The sequence below is a fragment of the Candidatus Marinarcus aquaticus genome, from assembly GCF_004116335.1.
Lineage (GTDB): Bacteria > Campylobacterota > Campylobacteria > Campylobacterales > Arcobacteraceae > Marinarcus > Marinarcus aquaticus.
This window is the reverse complement of the sequence record NZ_PDKN01000002.1, coordinates 215,154-230,917: the sequence shown is the minus strand read 5'-3', so window position 1 is coordinate 230,917 and position 15,764 is coordinate 215,154. Positions and strand designations below refer to the sequence as shown.

Here is a 15,764-nt window from a genome sequence, read left to right as displayed (position 1 = left end):
CATTATCCTATCCATGGTATTATTGAGTGGAATAATACCATGAAATAGTTTAATTATAAAAATTTATATCATTTCAGATAGTTGCAGTTTATACGCCACTATATCTAAGTCAGTAATTTTTGCTACACTTGATTCAATCGCGGCTTGTGCCACGGCACTTGAAACATCTACCATCAGTCGTTTGTCAAATGGTTTTGGAATGATATAATCTCTTCCGTACTCAATGTTTTCACCAAAAATTGCCTTCACTTCAGCGGTGACTTCTTTCTTAGCTAAATCAGCAATTGCATGCGCTGCAGCTACTTTCATCTCCATGTTAATAGATGTAGCTCGAACGTCTAAAGCCCCTCTGAAAATAAAAGGGAATCCAAGCACATTGTTGATTTGGTTATTAAAGTCACTTCGACCTGTTCCCACAACTGCTTTTGGTTTTACTTCTAGAATCTCTTCAGGGAAAAGCTCAGGGGTTGGGTTAGAAAGAGCAAATACAATTGGCTCTTCTTTCATCAATGCAATATGTTCTTTAGTAAATGTACCTGGTTTAGAAAGTCCAAGTACCATATCTGCATCAAAAAATGCCTCTTCCATTGTCATTGCTTTTGGCGCAGAGAACTCTTTTTTATACTCATTTAAATCTGTTCTTTCATCATGAATAACCCCTTTAGAATCAATCATAATAATGTTTTGTACACCTAAACTTTTGTACATTCTTGAACAAGAAATTGCTGCAGCTCCTGCTCCAACAACGACAATTTTAACCTCTTCAAGTTTTTTGTTCATGATATCACACGCATTGATCAAACCTGCACTACTGATAATAGCAGTACCATGTTGGTCATCGTGCATTACAGGAATATCTAACTCTTCTACCAATCTTCTTTCAATTTCAAAACAAGCTGGCGCAGAGATATCTTCTAAGTTAATCCCACCAAATGTCGGTGCAATTGCTTTTACAACCGCACAAAATTTATCAACATCTTTTTCATCCACTTCAATATCAAATGAATCAATCGCAGAAAATCGTTTAAATAAAATTGATTTCCCTTCCATTACTGGTTTTGATGCCAATGCACCAATATCACCAAGTCCAAGTACTGCTGTACCGTTTGAAATAACAGCAACCAAGTTACTTTTTGATGTATATCTGAATGCATTTTCTGGGTTCGCTTCAATCTCGATACAAGGGTTCGCTACACCAGGAGTATACGCTAAAGCTAAATCTTTTTGCGTCATAAAAGGAACCGTCGTCTCAACACATAACTTCCCTGCTTTTGGAAACTCGTGATAAGCTAAGCTCTCTTCTTTTGTTACTAGAATACTCAATTTCTCCCCTTTTTTTTTAATTTGGACTATATTATCTTATTTAAATTTAATTTTTTGTAAAATTTAGCCTTTTTTGAAAAAATACACTATTTTTACATAACTTTAACATTTATCTAACATTTCAATGTCGAAAAAATGTCAAGAAATCTCAATAAAGTTATTTATTATGTTTTTATACATAGTAGTATCTTTAATTCATTTTCAATATAATTATGTTACAAAACATAGAATAATATTTTAGTAATATAAATGTATAATGTTTAAAGAGGTTTTATATTTTGTTATACTCTTGATATCAATTTATATTACACTAAAGAAGAAAGAGAGAAGTTCTATTTCTTAAGTCATATGTAGAGTTTTGTATAAGCTTTATCTTGATTAAACATTTATATGAATTAACTTAAAGTGATTCATAGTATTATCTATACAATAAAATATTTTTTATATTATATTGATGGTATTATATTAAGACTTATGAATTAACCCTGCAAATCGACCACACTTTTTATCCAAACGATATGAGAAATAATCCTCATTGGAACAGTGTGTACAAACAGGTGAGATGCTAATATTTTGAACACCAACTTCTTGAAGCAACTTTTTATTAATTCCGTGCAAATCAATATATCGGTTCTTTTCAAACTGCTCTCCAAAGCTTGTTTGAACAATATTGGCAAGTTCTACACTCACTTCATAACAACATTTTTGTATCGATGGTCCCATAATGGCTTCGATATCTTTGGGATTACAAGCAAAGTGTTTAATCATTTTTTGTACGGTTTTAGGTGCAATTTGTAAAAAGGTGGAATTTCGCCCGGCATGAATTGCGGCAATCACCCCTTTTTTCTCATCTTTTAATAAAATAGGGATACAGTCTGCAACCATCACCATTAATGTGGTATCAGGAAGTTGTGTAATAAGCGCATCACAATCCTGTGTTAACGTAGGAGATTTTTCGTCTATGATGACAATATTGTCTTTATGTATTTGATCCATAAAATAGAGTTTATAGGCATTATATCCATATTTTAATGCCAATTTACTCCTGTTGTTTTCAACACTGTTATGGTCATTGGTCACATGAAATGCAATGTTTCCATCGCTTGCAGTTGTAAAATAATGTTCTATTTGCATGCCATGATTATATCAAATGAAAATAAATTTGTTGTATAATCCCCTGAACTTTTAGGAAAAAGGAATAAATAAATGAATCGTTTTGATCAAGCAGCAAAGGATTGGGATGCTAAACCCACCTCTATTTTGATTGCTAAAGAGACATCAACAAAAATCACACAACATATTGATTTAACCAATAAAGATATTTTAGATTATGGGTGTGGTACAGGTCTTTTGGCATTCAGTTTATCGGATGATGTTAAGAGTATGACGGGCATGGATAACAGCCAGGGCATGGTAGCTGTCTTTAATGAAAAAGCACAAAAATTTGGTTTTTCAAATACAAAAGCCGTCAAACACAACGTTGACATAGAAGATTTACCCCAAAAGCGTTATGATGTCATTGTCACCAGTATGGCATTACACCATATCAAGCATCCCCATACTTTTTTTCAAAAGTGTAAAGAAGCCCTCAAACCCAATGGTTATCTCTGTATCTCCGATTTGGATGAAGAGGACGGCACATTTCATGCCAAACACAACAATGATGGCGTACACCATTTTGGATTTTCACATCAACAAATTAAAACATTTTATGAAGAAAGTGGTTATACCCTTCAATTTTTAGATAATATCTGCGAACTGGAAAGAGAGAATGGAACTTTTCCTATCTTTTTAAGCATTGGTCAAATTTAAAGGAGTTTTTTTGAAACAATTTGCAATTTTTGGAAACCCAGTAGAACACTCTAAATCACCCAACATGCACAATAATGGGTTTAAGCAACTCAATTTTGATGCACACTATATAAAACATCATCTGCTTAACGGCAAAGAGATTAAAGAGGTGTTTTTAAATAAAGGTTACAGTGGTGCCAATATCACCGTTCCTCATAAAGAAGAGGCATTTGCACAAGCAGACAATGTAGTAGGTGTGGCACAAAAAATTGGTGCAGTGAATACCTATATCAAAGAAAAAGATGGTTCAGTTACTGCTTATAATACCGATGCTCCTGGCTTTTTAAAAGCGATTGAATCTTTTGGTAAAATACAAAATGTGCTGATTTTAGGTGCAGGAGGAACGGCTAAAGCCATTGCTGTGGCACTTTTAGATGCAGGTAAAAAGGTATCGGTGTTAAATCGAAGTGAAAATAAACTCACATTTTTTAAAGAGTTGGGCTGCAACACCTATTCTTGGGATAACTTTAAACCATCAAGTTATGACTTGGTGGTTAACTCAACGAGTGCAGGTTTAAAGGATGAATACTATCCTGTTGAAAAAACTGTGTTAGAAGCTGTTTTAAACAAAAGCAAATTCGCTTTTGATTGCATCTATGGGAAACTCACTCCTTTTTTAAGTTTAGCAAAAGAACTTGGCTTAGAGTATAAAGATGGCGAAGATATGCTTTTATACCAAGGTGTTTTGGCATTTGAATACTTTACAAACTCAAAATGCAGTGATGAAATTATTGAAGCCATGAGAGAAGGCCTTAAAAAATAGTTTAAATAAGTATTGGGTAAACTATAAGTAACAAAAAGATGACAAAGGAAATCATATGAGACTGCTTTTAGCTATACTTCTTCCATGGTTTAACTTTTTTACCATTGGTCGCCCTATTGCTGGTATTATCTGTTTGGTTCTTCAATTTACACTCATTGGGTGGCTTCCAGCTGCTTTATGGTCAGTATATGCACTGAGTCAATACAATACCGATAAGAAAATCAAAGAAGCTCTTAACAAAGAGTAACACTTCACTGACAGACTCTGTTCTTTTAGAGTCTGTTCACCTTCTATTAACTCCCCTATGCTATAATACGCGCATTATATAAGATACTCACCATTTTTTAAAGGAACGAAATGAAACACATTAAAAAAATATCTGACTATGCCAAAGTAGGAGGTCTCAGTGCCCTGCTTGTGACAGGATTAGTTGGATGTGGAGATTCAAACAGCAACAACCAACAAGGTCAAAACAATGCTTTTAGCAATGCCAGCCAAAAACAAGGCGCTTTTGTTGTCATTGAAGCATTGCCTAATGGAGGCTATACCATTGTCGATGAATACCCAAGCAATGATACACGTATTGTATTAAAAGAGCTTAATGGAAATGAGCGAATTCTCTCTCAAGAAGAGATTGACAGACTGGTAAAAGAAGAAGCCATCAAAATAGACAATGGAACATCGGGATTAACCAACCCAGAGGTATCAAGTGGAAATATGGGTCTTGGAGGCGTACTTCTTTCATCTATTGCTGGAGCTATGATTGGATCATGGATTGGGAATAAACTTTTTAACAATCAAAACTACCAAAATCAACGACGGACACAATATAAATCTCCACAAACATTCTCACGAAGTGTGGATTCATTTAACAAAGCTAAAACCGCTTCCACAGCAAGCAGTTCAAGCAAAAAATCTGGATTTTTTGGAAGCAAAAGTAAAACTTCATCTTCAAGCAGCAGCTTTGGAAGCAGAAAATCTGGTTTTTCCTTTGGTGGCTAAATGAAACTGAAAACACTGAATGCATTAACCACTGAATATTTAGAGAGCATTGACTTTGTATGGCACACAGATGAAGACAACAGCTCTTATATTGCCAATGAAATTGTTGAAGTAAGCTTCGATGAGGCTCACGCGTATGCACAAGCATGCAATGAACTTTATGAAATGTATTGTGAAGCGGGTGAATATGTGATTGAAAATAACCTCTTTCATGAGCTTAATATCCCATTTAACCTTGTTGATGTGATTAAAAAATCGTGGGAAAATGATGTGCATTGGCATCTGTATGGTCGATTTGATCTTGCAGGTGGGATTGATGACCAACCCATCAAGCTCATTGAGTTTAACGCTGATACGCCTACTTCTTTGTTTGAAACAGCCATCATTCAATGGGCAATGCTCAAACAAAATGGTCTGGATGAAGCAAGTCAATTTAACAACTTGTATGAAGCACTTAAAGATAACTTCAAACGTATCATTACTCTAGACAGTGATGTAGAGAAATTTGAAGAGTATTATAACAATTTGGGTTGGAAAATTCTTTTTTCATCAATTCAAGGCAGTGCGGAAGATGAAAATACCACCAAACTGCTTCAGCACATTGCCAATGAAGCTGGTTTTAATACAGACTTTGAATATATGGACCAAGTTCAATTCAGTGATGATGGTATAGCTAAAGAGAACACCCACTTTGAGTTTTGGTTTAAACTTGTACCGTGGGAAGAGATCGGTATAGAAGAGAGTGAATTAGCACTTTTTCTAACCGACATCATTGAAAATCAAAAGGCCATCGTCTTTAACCCTGCTTATACTTTGATGTTTCAAAGTAAAGGGTTCATGAAAATCTTATGGGACCTTTACCCAAACCATCCCTTACTTCTTGAAACCTCATTTGAGCCCCTACAAGGCAAAAAACAGGTCGAAAAAAAGTGTTTTGGACGAGAAGGTGCCAATATCAAAATCATTAATTCTGATGGCTCTATTGAACTTGAAAATGGTGGAGAGTATACAAACCATAAATCGATTTTCCAAGAGTATGTTGAGTTCCCACAAGATAACAACGGGAATTACTACCAAGCAGGAGTTTTTTATGCCTATGAAGCGTGTGCATTAGGTTTCAGACGAGGAGGAAAAATCTTAGATAATGGCTCAAAATTTGTAGGGCATATTATCTCTTAAAAAATTTTTATCTTTTTTTCTTCAAAATTTAAAATTTGATGTATACTTCCACATCGATTTTATTTTGAAGAAAAACCATGGCATACAAATACTATGCAACCATCTTTCACCAAGTCCAAAAGAGTAAATTTTTAAAAATACAATCATGGACACTGTTTTTAACCACTTATATTGATTGGGTACTGATTCCTTTTGTGACTAAACTCGAAGGAACTTTTCTGCCTGTTTATATGATCAGTTTTTATATGCTTTTAGGCTCATTGGATGGGTTTATTCATCCTTTGTTTAAAAATATTAAAATCCATCATATCTATTTATTTACGATTGTATTAGATTTAATACAGATTTCAAGTTATTTTCTTTTTTCTTATTCTGTCTTACTTTTTACTTATGTGATTTTAACAATCTTTACTGTTCAAGCCATTACCTTTGAGATTGCACGTATTCATACGGTTGATTTTATGCAAGATGAAGAAATAACACTTAAAGACTATTTGATGTTACGCTCTTTTATGATTTCTTTAGCCATTGTTTTAGGAAGTATCACGGCCATGATATTTGACTACGCAACAACGCAATTGAATTATCTGCTTATATTCTTAAGTGTCATTGGGCTCATTGGCATTACATTGCAGTACAAACTCTATTTAAAGTTTAAAACACGTGTCTTACTCAATCTTGTTGAAATTCAAAAAGACAAAACAGAACTTTTTGAGAAGTTTAGAACCTAGGATAGTTTTTTATAAACTTCTCCATCTCATCAAAATTGACATTGGAAGAAATTGAAAGTTCTAAATCCATTAAATAAAGGTTTTTAAGACCAAACCCTTGCAGTTTGACCATATCTTTAGGCGTCGTAATCACAGAATACTCTCTGTTTTCTCGCAACACTGCTCGCACTTCCTCGTTACTAAAGCGATGATGATCTTCAAAAGCAACCAGTTTTACCCCTTCTGGTAAAAACTCTAAAAGTCGTTTGGGTTTAGAAATGGCTGTAAGCAGTAAGAGTTTATTGGGCAATACTCCAATATTCTCACCATAAAGTTTATAACTGACCACTCGTTGAAAATCCACGCCTTCTTGAAGTACCATATTTGCAACACTATACATCATTTTAGGTTCTCTGTATCCGCCACTTGGCAGACAAAAAAGATTGGTGGGTTCCTCTTTGGGTCGAAGCAAAATATCATATTTATAGATATTGGCTTTGCTGAAACCATCATCTAAAAAAATAACTTTACATCCCAACTCTTTAGCTTTTAAAATGGCATTGACTCTGTTTTCACTTACAATTACAGTAGCATTAGGCAGAGATTGAGCAAACAGCATTGCTTCATCCCCACTGGTTTGAACATCTTCTAAGATATGACCGTGATGACTCACCACATACAAGCCTTGTGATTCTCGTCCATAGCCTCTTAAAATAACAGCCACATGCTCTTTATAACGTGTAAGATAGATGGTCATGGGTGTTTTACCACTTCCACCTACAACTAAGTTCCCCACAGAAATTACAGGAATACCATAATCAACTGGTCGCGCCATTATTCTTTTAAATATTGTAAAAAGCGTATATAAAAGAGTAAAAGGGAGTAAAAAAACAGAGATGATTTGTTGAAAAGTGTTTGGGAAGAAGAGATACTCTTCTACCCATGCAATAAACTGTTGCTTCAAATTATACCCAGGTTTGTGCTATTTCTATGATTTGGTCACAAATATAGTTCACCTCTTCATCACTTAAAGCAGGATACATTGGCAAAGAAAGGATTTGTTGATACGAAGATAAGGCACTTCCAAATGCCGTAATTTTTAAGTTGTATTTATGTTTATAATAACTTAAAAGGTGCAATGGAATATAGTGTAATCCTGTTGAAATCCCTCGTTCTTTTAATGCCCGTGCAAACGCATCTCGGTTTCGATTGATTTTAATAATATAGTGCGTATAGATGTGCTCTTTTTTATGTGGTGGGGTAATAACATGTTTGACATCGGCCAATCGTTGCTCATAAATCTTAGCAATCTCTTTTCTTCGTTTGATAAACTTATTGGTTTTTTTCAATTGCGAAAGCGAAAATGCCGCATCCAATTCACTTATATCATATTTATGTCCAATATCGACAACATCATAAATATAGTCTAAGTTTCCATAATCATCATACGTTGTTGTAATCGCATGTGTTCGTAAAAGCCGAGCTCTGTTTGCAATCTCTTCATTGTTTGTAATAATAACTCCACTTCTACTGACTGCATTTCGACCATTCGATGGATTGGTTGAAAAAATCGTCATATCCGCTTGAAGTGAGCCTACTGTTTCATCGTTGTAAGTAACTCCTAATGCAGAAGTTGCATCTTCAATTAAAATAATCCCATACTTTTTAGCAATCTCATATAATTTATTTAAATCAGGGGTTTGTCCTGCCACAAAGGTGATGATAGCACCACGCAGTTTCTTCGTTTTGTTCTCTGCTAACGCTTTTTCAAACTTCACTAAGTCAATATTCATATCATCGATATTGATATCAATAAAAATTGGCTCTGCATCAAAGTGTCGAACCACTTCAGGAATATTAACAAAAGAGTTAACCGACATAAGAATTTTATCTCCACGTTTAAGCTCAATCGCACTCAGAGCTAAGTGAACAGCTGCTGTTGAATTGCATGTTGCAATTGCATGATTGGCACCTACAAAGTTGGCCATGCTTTCTTCAAATTCAACCACTTTAGAGACATCTTTTCGTATGTCTAAAACTTGTTTGATTTGGTCTAATTCATTCTCATCGATTGAAGGCTTGTAAAACGGTATTTCTTTCATGTGCTAACTCCAGTTGATTTGTGCAATTACAGGTGGTTTCCCTTTAAATGCATTGGCTTTTATTCGATATTCTATGGTATTAACCATCTCATCATCAAATCCGAGTTTGACCAACTCTTCTTTTGATTTTTTTTCATCTACGAGCAATTTAAGTGCATCATCAAGTTGTTTATATGTATAGCCCAACTCTTCTTCATCACTTTGCCCTGTCCAAAGGTCTGCACTTGGTTTTTTTTGTAAAATAGATGCAGGAACACCTAAAAATTTCGCAAAGTCATACTCATCGCTTTTATAAATCTCACCAATTGGATTAATCGCACAAGCAATGTCTCCAAAAATAGTTCCATAACCTAAAAGCAATTCACTTTTATTGGACGTTCCTACTACAATAGAGTTGTCTCGTGCACTGATATCATACAGAACAGACATTCTCATACGTGCAGAAAAATTTCCAATACGTAATTTATTGTGTTCCATATTTGGTAAGTAGGCATTGACCATTGGAGCAATCTCAATGACTTCATAATCTATATCAAATTTAGCACACAATTCTTTGGCATCTGCAATACTGCTGTCGCTTGAGTATTGTGATGGCAAAAGTGCACACTTCATGTTTTCACCAAAAGCCTCTTTACATAGTACTGCAACCACAGCAGAGTCTAATCCTCCACTTAAACCAACAGTAACTCTTTTTAAACCCGTTTTTTGTAATTCATCTTGTAAAAAAGTAATTAATTGTTCTTTAATATTTTGCCAGTTCATTAATATTTTCCTTTAAATACTTTATAAGGTTATTATAACTCATCTTTTTTTGTTTTTTCATAAATATCGTTTAGCCATTCGGAATTATTTTTCATTACGTCTCTTTTTTTCACAATCAAGTCATCTCGAAGTGCCATCAATTCGTCATCTGTAAAATATTCTAAAAATTTTGGATTTATTTCAACCAACGGTTCATCACTGGAGTTTATAAGCAGTTTAATATCTTGAATTAATATCTTTTTTTCTTCTTGAGTCATTTTTTGCTTTTTTCTCCTAACTTGTCTAATATCTCTTTACAATAGAGTTTTTTCTTCACTTTCCCATAATCACCCTCTTCGCAAATACAACATCGACACTCTGTTCCTGCATCGGTAATCTCCTGTATTTCTCCTAACGTTTGGGCATTTTTCTCTTTGATGGCATAGATAATCTCACCTAAAGTAACACTTCTGCATGAGCACACCTCATACGTGTTATCAAAACGTCTTGACATCATTGTCCTTTATCTTTTTTAATTAATTCGTATGCTTCATTGACCTCTTGAAGTTTTGCTGTAGCTTCATCAATGATATCTTTACTTGCCCCCTGCCCTGCAATGATATCAGGGTGGTGTTGTTTAACCAGTTTCCGATACTTTTTCTTAATCGTTGAAAAATCATCTTCTTGTGATGCTTCAAGCGTTTTATACGCCTCTTCTAAACTCACTTGCGTGGATTGTGCTTGGTTTTTATAGAACGATTCAAACTTATTGATCAGTGCTTCAAAATCACTTCGTTTGATTTTCAAGGCATTGGCAATATCTTCAGTGATCATATACTCTGTTTGAGACAACTCTTTATCAATAAAAGCTAAGTTTAAAAGATATTGCATGATACCTATACGTTTGTTATAGTCATGTTTGGTCAGCTTTAAGACCTTTTCACAAATAGCAATGGTGTTGTCAAAACTCTCTTTCTCTTTTGAATAAATTGTTTTTAATTTCTCTCGAATCTCTTCACTGTTTTGAAAATGGCTTGAAATATCATTTAATGTATGTTTTAAAAGCTCCACTTCCAATTCGCATACTTTTCCATCTGCCTTGGCTACTTTCGCCATAAGGGCAACCAACAATCCTGCTTCGTGGTTCATTAAATCACCATCAAAACGCTCTTTTATATTGAGTTGAATGTTTTGGTATTTTTCCGTTTTATAGTTTTTTGCGATAAAGTATAAAATTACTCCAACAATTAAAAGTACAATAAGTTTCATCGTTACTCCAAAATATATGATTTTTTTATAGCAAGATTTTATCAAAAGTAAGGTAAAATCTCTCCTTTAATAAATGTTTTTGGAGCAGATATGTTTGGAATGGGTTTTTTTGAAATTATGTTAATCGCAGTGATTGCTATCATTGCACTTGGGCCTGAAAAACTGCCTACGGCAATGGTCGAAGTAGCGCGTTTTTTTAAAAAGTTTAAAAGCAGTATAGATGAAGCGAAATCAACACTCGATAATGAACTTCAAATCTCTGACATGAAAGAAGAAGCGAATAAATTTAAAGCACAAATTGAAAACGCTAAATCATCGGTGAGCATGGACAATCTAGACTTAGGTGTCAATGATATTTTAAATGAAGACCCCAAAGAGAAACCTGAAACAAAAACCGACAATGAAAAAGTCTCTTTCAAAAAGAAAAAAGAGTCTAAAAAAGATGACTCCAGTGAAAAATTCAGAGTCAACCAAGATAAAGGAGCAGACGCTTAATGTTTGAAGATTTGAAACCGCATATTGCGGATTTGAGAAAGAGATTAATTATATCGGGACTTACTCTCATTGTAATGTTTTTTGTCTGTTTTGCAGTGTATGAACCAATTTTAGAGTGGATGATGCAACCAGCAAAAGAGGTCTTACCCGCTGGTTCAAGCATGGTGGCCATTGAAGTACAAGAGACCTTCTTCACTGCCTTAAAAGTCTCATTCTTTTCAGGTTTTATTATCTCACTGCCTGTCATTTTTTGGCAACTTTGGCTCTTTTTAGCGCCAGGATTGTATGACCATGAAAAAAAACTGGCTTTGCCATTTGTATTTTTCGCAACCTTGATGTTTTTAATTGGAGCTTCGTTCTCATACTATGTAGTTGTACCTTTTGGATTTGAATTCTTAATTAATTTTGGTAACACGGTTGTGTCCGTACTTCCAAGTATCGGTAAATACGTTACATTCTTTACAAAAATCCTGTTTGGTTTTGGATTGGCATTTGAATTGCCTGTTATTACATTCTTTTTAGCAAAGATTGGTTTAGTCGATGATCAAATGCTGAAAAACTTTTTTAAATACGCCATTGTATTGATTTTTATTGCCTCAGCGCTGTTAACCCCTCCGGATGTATTAACGCAGTTCTTGATGGCAGGACCACTGATTTTACTTTACGGTGTATCCATTTACATTGCAAAAATATTCAACCCAGCAACTGTGGAAGAGGATGAGTAAAATCTTAGACCCACTCAAAACTCAAAGCTATGACTACTCTTTACCCAAAGAGCTCATAGCAACCCACCCCGTTGAGCCTGCAGATGCAGCCAGACTGCTTGTTTATGACAGAAAAACCAATACCATCACTCACACCACTTTTAAACATCTTTTAGAGTTTTTACCCAAGGATTTAAACATACTTTTAAATGACACCAAAGTCATCAAAGCACGTATTTTTGGACAAAAAACAACGGGTGGAAAAGTGGAACTTCTTTTTAATAAACCCATGCCCAATAATACCTACTTGTGTCTGATTGGTGGAAAAGTCAATATTGGCAGTGAACTGCTTTTTAAGCATGAGTTAAAGGCCACGGTTTTAGAAAAAAACAGAGATGGTTCGCGTATTGTTAAGTTTTACAAACAAAACCAAGAGCTGGACTTTTTAGAACTGGTTGATATACTCAACAGTATTGGGCATTTGCCTTTGCCTCCTTATATGAACCGTGAAGATGAAAAGAGTGATGAAACACACTATCAAACACTCTTTGCTAAAAACTATGGTGCAGTAGCAGCACCCACAGCTTCACTGCACTTTACACCTGAACTTTTTGAACAACTCAAACAACAACATCACGTGGATTATTTGACACTTCATGTGGGTGCAGGTACGTTTAAACCCGTAGAAGCAGAAGCGATTTTAGACCACCCTATGCACAGCGAATATTATGAAGTCTCCAGTGATGCAAAAGCCATGATTGATTCACAAAAACCACTGCTTGCAGTAGGAACAACCGTAACAAGAACAATCGAGTATTATTTTAGAACGAGTCAAGAACTTGGAGAGTGTGATTTATTCTTAAACACCGAAAATAAGCCACTTAGAGTCAATCATCTGCTTACAAATTTCCACTTACCCAAATCTACTCTGATTATGCTCATTGCATCGTTTGTGGGATTGGAAAAAACATTGGAACTTTACAACCTGGCCATTGAAGAGAAATACCGTTTTTACTCTTACGGTGACGGAATGTTAATACTATAAAATAAAAGGAGAACACTATGCCCAAATATGTACTGTTTGATACAGAAACAACTGGAAACCAAGAAGAGGATAAAATCATTCAATTTGGTGGAATGATTGTCGATGCAAAAGCTCCTTTAGAGGTCTATGATGAGTTATGTTCAACGGACGTTGAAATTAAACTTGAAGCCATGGAAGTACACAATATCACTCCAGATATGATTGTAGGAAAACCAAAGGCTGTTGAAACCAACTTCTATGCCAAACTGCAAGAGTACAACAGTACTGAAAACTATCTGATTGCTCATAATATCAGCTTTGATTTAGCAATGGTACAAAAAGAGGGATTTGAGTGTGCCTATCAACTCATTGATACCCTTCGATGTGCACGCCATCTTTTTGCTGATTTGCCTTACCATCGACTGCAATACCTCAGATATGCGTTAGATTTATATAAAACCGAAGAAGCAGAAGCTGCTAAAAACAATATTACGATTAAAGCACATGATGCCATTGGTGATGTTTTAGTGATGAAACTTTTTTTATCGAAGCTTGTCTCTAAATGCAGAGAGGTTTACCCTGATTATAACCCAATGGATAAACTCGTAGAACTGACCAAAACACCCGTGTTTGTTCAAACCTTTAAATTTGGTAAATACAAAGGGAAAAGCACTCAAGAAGTCGCTCAACAAGATCAACAATACCTTATGTGGATGAAAAACAATCTTGAACTTGACGAAGACATGCGTTACACACTTGATAAACTCACGCAATCTTCAGCAGAATATTAATAAAACAGCCAACTATTAAACCCCAACATTAAAATATTCAGCGCCATAAAAAGTGTTCTGCTTTTTATGGCTGCAAATGAAACAAGCACATAAAGCATTAAAAACCACCAAGGTGTCATTACCATATAAGCATGAGGTTCAATGCTAAAACTCCATTGTAATACTCCATCAAGCAAATCTCCCTGACCTATTAAATGAAGCAGTGCGACCAAGGGATAAAAGAGTGTAAAAGCAACTGTTATGAAAGGTGAAAAGAGTTGCAAAAAAGAGGTTGCTCCAAAAAATGCATGCGTTATAGGGTTCATGGCTAAAAATATCCAAGCATTAAAGAGTATAAACTGTACTGTCTTAGGTAAAGAGCTGAAATACTGCATAAATAAAAAGATATAAAACACACCTGCAACAGAAAACCACAAAGCCAATGAAAAAAGATACTCAGGAAACACAGATAAAATCAAAAGAAGCGTCAAAAGCAGAGTCATGTAAGATAAGAGTTTGATGTTCGAACGCAAAAAAATCAATGCCAATACAAACATCACAAACGCTCGCAACAGTGATGGTACCATGTCTGTAAATATCAAATATGAAAGGAGTACCACTGAAGTAATCAATGCAATATCCAATTTACGATTTCTAAAAGGGAAAAAACGTTGATGCACATAACCATAAGGAAAATACAAAAGAGCGTATAAAAACAGAGAAATCAAACCCAAATGAAATCCGGATATTGCAATCAAATGTGAAATGCCATAGTTTGCACAAACTTCGCGCAGCTCTTTTGAAATAGGCAAAGCTAAAAACAAAGCCCCAAAGAGCTCTTTCATAGATGAAGAGTTATGTTGCGTATGAATGTGTTGCATCACAAATGCCCTTTTCTCTTTTATTGCTTCAAGTTTATAAAGTTTAATGTTGGAAGTGTAAAAACCTTTTAAGTATTCAAAAAAGCTTACTTGTTTTGAAATAAGGTAGAGTTTTACGGTATCAAGTTGTTGCAATTGTTTATGTTTTGAAACAGAAGTAAAAGCTGTAAAGGTGTCTGTTGAGAACTTTATGACATTGTACTCATCTTTTTCATAAATGTTTTGAACCATTGCTTCTACGGGTGTTATTTCATTGTGTGTGAACACGGTATAGTTTTGATAGTGTTTGAATATAGAGAGGCTAAAAAGTAGCAGTAAAGCTATTATAAAAAAAGCATAATCGCTTGGTTGATTTAAAAGTGTCAGCTTTGAATTATTCATTAAAACCCTTTAATGAATAATATCAAAGTTTAAGTAAATATCACTTTTTAGTTATATTTAATCTATTTTCGTTTCAGTGATGATAATTCCATCATTATCCGCATACAAATAATCACCGTCTTTAAAAACAACACCTTCAAAGCTTAACTCTACGCCTCTTTGACCTGATGTTTGTGGAATATATTTTCGCGGGCACGTTCCAATAGCAAACAGACCCACATCAAATTTTTGTGTTTCATCCGTGTCTCTTACATAGCCATTGACTAAAATGGCTTGCCAATTATTGTCTTGTGCAAACTTCATAAGGTTATCACCCACAACTGCGTAATATTCTTGTGCCACATCCACAACAACAATTCGGTTCTCTCCTGCTTCATTTTTAAGCATAGAAGCCAAATCATAATTGTTTTTGTCCAATCGCATGGTCACAATTGTACCTTCAACTTTTCTTTTTCCACCATATGGTTTAAACTCAGGGTTTAAAACACGTACTTTATCAAAAAATTCATCGCATAAATCAGCTGTACTGAAACTCATTGTATCATCCTATTTGTTCTGTGTTAATCAAA

The 15,764-nt window shown here is 34.8% G+C and carries 20 protein-coding genes; 10 read left to right on the top strand and 10 right to left on the bottom strand.

What is annotated here, in order from left to right:
- Nucleotides 1-63: 63 nt before the first annotated feature.
- A complete protein-coding gene (locus CRV04_RS03890; RefSeq protein WP_228126465.1) occupies nucleotides 64-1,323 on the bottom strand; it encodes a malic enzyme-like NAD(P)-binding protein in 1,260 nt (419 codons plus the stop codon).
- Between the two features lie 465 nt (nucleotides 1,324-1,788).
- A complete protein-coding gene (gene pgeF, locus CRV04_RS03885) occupies nucleotides 1,789-2,457 on the bottom strand; it encodes a peptidoglycan editing factor PgeF (RefSeq protein ID WP_128995502.1) in 669 nt (222 codons plus the stop codon).
- Nucleotides 2,458-2,529: 72 nt separating this feature from the next.
- Between pgeF and CRV04_RS03880 the strand changes: the two genes are divergently transcribed.
- The 6 genes from CRV04_RS03880 to CRV04_RS03855 all read left to right on the top strand — a co-directional run bounded on the left by CRV04_RS03880 (nucleotide 2,530) and on the right by CRV04_RS03855 (nucleotide 6,849).
- The gene (locus CRV04_RS03880; protein ID WP_128995501.1) at nucleotides 2,530-3,135 is read left to right on the top strand and encodes a class I SAM-dependent DNA methyltransferase; all 606 of its coding nucleotides are present in this window, start codon (nucleotides 2,530-2,532) and stop codon (nucleotides 3,133-3,135) included.
- Between the two features lie 10 nt (nucleotides 3,136-3,145).
- Nucleotides 3,146-3,937, top strand: coding sequence for a shikimate dehydrogenase (locus CRV04_RS03875; protein ID WP_128995500.1), 792 nt, complete (start codon nucleotides 3,146-3,148; stop codon nucleotides 3,935-3,937).
- Between the two features lie 55 nt (nucleotides 3,938-3,992).
- Nucleotides 3,993-4,184, top strand: a complete 192-nt coding sequence (locus tag CRV04_RS03870; protein ID WP_128995499.1) for a YqaE/Pmp3 family membrane protein — start codon at nucleotides 3,993-3,995, stop codon at nucleotides 4,182-4,184.
- Between the two features lie 110 nt (nucleotides 4,185-4,294).
- Nucleotides 4,295-4,939 carry a UPF0323 family lipoprotein gene (locus tag CRV04_RS03865; RefSeq protein ID WP_128995498.1) on the top strand — a complete coding sequence of 215 codons (645 nt, stop codon included), beginning with the start codon at nucleotides 4,295-4,297 and terminating at the stop codon, nucleotides 4,937-4,939.
- On the top strand, nucleotides 4,940-6,118 hold the full coding sequence (locus tag CRV04_RS03860; RefSeq protein ID WP_128995497.1) for a glutathionylspermidine synthase family protein: 1,179 nt from the start codon (nucleotides 4,940-4,942) through the stop codon (nucleotides 6,116-6,118).
- A 77-nt stretch (nucleotides 6,119-6,195) separates the two neighbouring features.
- Nucleotides 6,196-6,849: a hypothetical protein gene (locus CRV04_RS03855; RefSeq protein ID WP_128995496.1), complete on the top strand. Its 654-nt coding sequence runs from the start codon at nucleotides 6,196-6,198 to the stop codon at nucleotides 6,847-6,849.
- Here the strand turns inward: CRV04_RS03855 and CRV04_RS03850 are convergent.
- From CRV04_RS03850 to CRV04_RS03825, 6 genes are read right to left on the bottom strand one after another with little or no spacing between them, the layout of a single operon-like run.
- On the bottom strand, nucleotides 6,839-7,792 hold the full coding sequence (locus tag CRV04_RS03850; RefSeq protein WP_128995495.1) for a tetraacyldisaccharide 4'-kinase: 954 nt from the start codon (nucleotides 7,790-7,792) through the stop codon (nucleotides 6,839-6,841). The genes CRV04_RS03855 and CRV04_RS03850 overlap by 11 nt on opposite strands.
- A 1-nt stretch (nucleotide 7,793) precedes the next feature.
- Complete coding sequence (locus CRV04_RS03845) at nucleotides 7,794-8,930, bottom strand: DegT/DnrJ/EryC1/StrS family aminotransferase (protein WP_128995494.1); 1,137 nt, start codon at nucleotides 8,928-8,930, stop codon at nucleotides 7,794-7,796.
- 3 nt (nucleotides 8,931-8,933) lie between these two features.
- Nucleotides 8,934-9,692 carry an NAD+ synthase gene (locus tag CRV04_RS03840; protein WP_128995493.1) on the bottom strand — a complete coding sequence of 253 codons (759 nt, stop codon included), beginning with the start codon at nucleotides 9,690-9,692 and terminating at the stop codon, nucleotides 8,934-8,936.
- A gap of 32 nt (nucleotides 9,693-9,724) precedes the next feature.
- On the bottom strand, nucleotides 9,725-9,949 hold the full coding sequence (locus tag CRV04_RS03835; RefSeq protein ID WP_128995492.1) for a hypothetical protein: 225 nt from the start codon (nucleotides 9,947-9,949) through the stop codon (nucleotides 9,725-9,727).
- Nucleotides 9,946-10,185 carry a (2Fe-2S)-binding protein gene (locus tag CRV04_RS03830; RefSeq protein WP_128995491.1) on the bottom strand — a complete coding sequence of 80 codons (240 nt, stop codon included), beginning with the start codon at nucleotides 10,183-10,185 and terminating at the stop codon, nucleotides 9,946-9,948. The genes CRV04_RS03835 and CRV04_RS03830 overlap by 4 nt, the downstream gene beginning before the upstream one ends.
- On the bottom strand, nucleotides 10,185-10,940 hold the full coding sequence (locus tag CRV04_RS03825; protein WP_128995490.1) for a TerB family tellurite resistance protein: 756 nt from the start codon (nucleotides 10,938-10,940) through the stop codon (nucleotides 10,185-10,187). The genes CRV04_RS03830 and CRV04_RS03825 overlap by 1 nt, the downstream gene beginning before the upstream one ends.
- 90 nt (nucleotides 10,941-11,030) lie before the next feature.
- Between CRV04_RS03825 and tatB the strand changes: the two genes are divergently transcribed.
- Genes tatB through CRV04_RS03805 form a run of 4 tightly spaced genes read left to right on the top strand, consistent with a single transcriptional unit; the run spans nucleotide 11,031 to nucleotide 13,954 of the window.
- Complete coding sequence (gene tatB / locus CRV04_RS03820) at nucleotides 11,031-11,435, top strand: Sec-independent protein translocase protein TatB (protein ID WP_128995489.1); 405 nt, start codon at nucleotides 11,031-11,033, stop codon at nucleotides 11,433-11,435.
- A complete protein-coding gene (tatC, locus tag CRV04_RS03815) occupies nucleotides 11,435-12,160 on the top strand; it encodes a twin-arginine translocase subunit TatC (RefSeq protein ID WP_128995488.1) in 726 nt (241 codons plus the stop codon). Before tatB ends, tatC begins: the two co-directional genes overlap by 1 nt.
- A gap of 1 nt (nucleotide 12,161) precedes the next feature.
- Nucleotides 12,162-13,184, top strand: a complete 1,023-nt coding sequence (gene queA, locus CRV04_RS03810) for a tRNA preQ1(34) S-adenosylmethionine ribosyltransferase-isomerase QueA (RefSeq protein WP_128995691.1) — start codon at nucleotides 12,162-12,164, stop codon at nucleotides 13,182-13,184.
- 17 nt (nucleotides 13,185-13,201) lie between these two features.
- Nucleotides 13,202-13,954, top strand: coding sequence for an exonuclease domain-containing protein (locus CRV04_RS03805; RefSeq protein WP_128995487.1), 753 nt, complete (start codon nucleotides 13,202-13,204; stop codon nucleotides 13,952-13,954).
- On the opposite strand, the gene CRV04_RS03800 is transcribed toward CRV04_RS03805, so the two are convergent.
- Nucleotides 13,951-15,195 (bottom strand): ComEC/Rec2 family competence protein, encoded by a 1,245-nt coding sequence (locus CRV04_RS03800; RefSeq protein WP_128995486.1) that lies wholly within the window; start codon nucleotides 15,193-15,195, stop codon nucleotides 13,951-13,953. The genes CRV04_RS03805 and CRV04_RS03800 overlap by 4 nt on opposite strands.
- Before the next feature lie 57 nt (nucleotides 15,196-15,252).
- Nucleotides 15,253-15,732 (bottom strand): ribonuclease E activity regulator RraA, encoded by a 480-nt coding sequence (rraA, locus tag CRV04_RS03795; protein ID WP_128995485.1) that lies wholly within the window; start codon nucleotides 15,730-15,732, stop codon nucleotides 15,253-15,255.
- Nucleotides 15,733-15,764 lie beyond the last annotated feature (32 nt).

Coding starts and splice junctions, on each gene's coding strand:
- pgeF (WP_128995502.1), bottom strand. CDS start 2,457: ATGCAAATAGAACATTATTTTACAACTGCAAGCGATGGAAACATTGCA.
- CRV04_RS03880 (WP_128995501.1), top strand. CDS start 2,530: ATGAATCGTTTTGATCAAGCAGCAAAGGATTGGGATGCTAAACCCACC.
- CRV04_RS03870 (WP_128995499.1), top strand. CDS start 3,993: ATGAGACTGCTTTTAGCTATACTTCTTCCATGGTTTAACTTTTTTACC.
- CRV04_RS03865 (WP_128995498.1), top strand. CDS start 4,295: ATGAAACACATTAAAAAAATATCTGACTATGCCAAAGTAGGAGGTCTC.
- CRV04_RS03860 (WP_128995497.1), top strand. CDS start 4,940: ATGAAACTGAAAACACTGAATGCATTAACCACTGAATATTTAGAGAGC.
- CRV04_RS03855 (WP_128995496.1), top strand. CDS start 6,196: ATGGCATACAAATACTATGCAACCATCTTTCACCAAGTCCAAAAGAGT.
- CRV04_RS03845 (WP_128995494.1), bottom strand. CDS start 8,930: ATGAAAGAAATACCGTTTTACAAGCCTTCAATCGATGAGAATGAATTA.
- CRV04_RS03840 (WP_128995493.1), bottom strand. CDS start 9,692: ATGAACTGGCAAAATATTAAAGAACAATTAATTACTTTTTTACAAGAT.
- CRV04_RS03835 (WP_128995492.1), bottom strand. CDS start 9,949: ATGACTCAAGAAGAAAAAAAGATATTAATTCAAGATATTAAACTGCTT.
- CRV04_RS03830 (WP_128995491.1), bottom strand. CDS start 10,185: ATGTCAAGACGTTTTGATAACACGTATGAGGTGTGCTCATGCAGAAGT.
- CRV04_RS03825 (WP_128995490.1), bottom strand. CDS start 10,940: ATGAAACTTATTGTACTTTTAATTGTTGGAGTAATTTTATACTTTATC.
- tatB (WP_128995489.1), top strand. CDS start 11,031: ATGTTTGGAATGGGTTTTTTTGAAATTATGTTAATCGCAGTGATTGCT.
- tatC (WP_128995488.1), top strand. CDS start 11,435: ATGTTTGAAGATTTGAAACCGCATATTGCGGATTTGAGAAAGAGATTA.
- CRV04_RS03805 (WP_128995487.1), top strand. CDS start 13,202: ATGCCCAAATATGTACTGTTTGATACAGAAACAACTGGAAACCAAGAA.
- CRV04_RS03800 (WP_128995486.1), bottom strand. CDS start 15,195: ATGAATAATTCAAAGCTGACACTTTTAAATCAACCAAGCGATTATGCT.
- rraA (WP_128995485.1), bottom strand. CDS start 15,732: ATGAGTTTCAGTACAGCTGATTTATGCGATGAATTTTTTGATAAAGTA.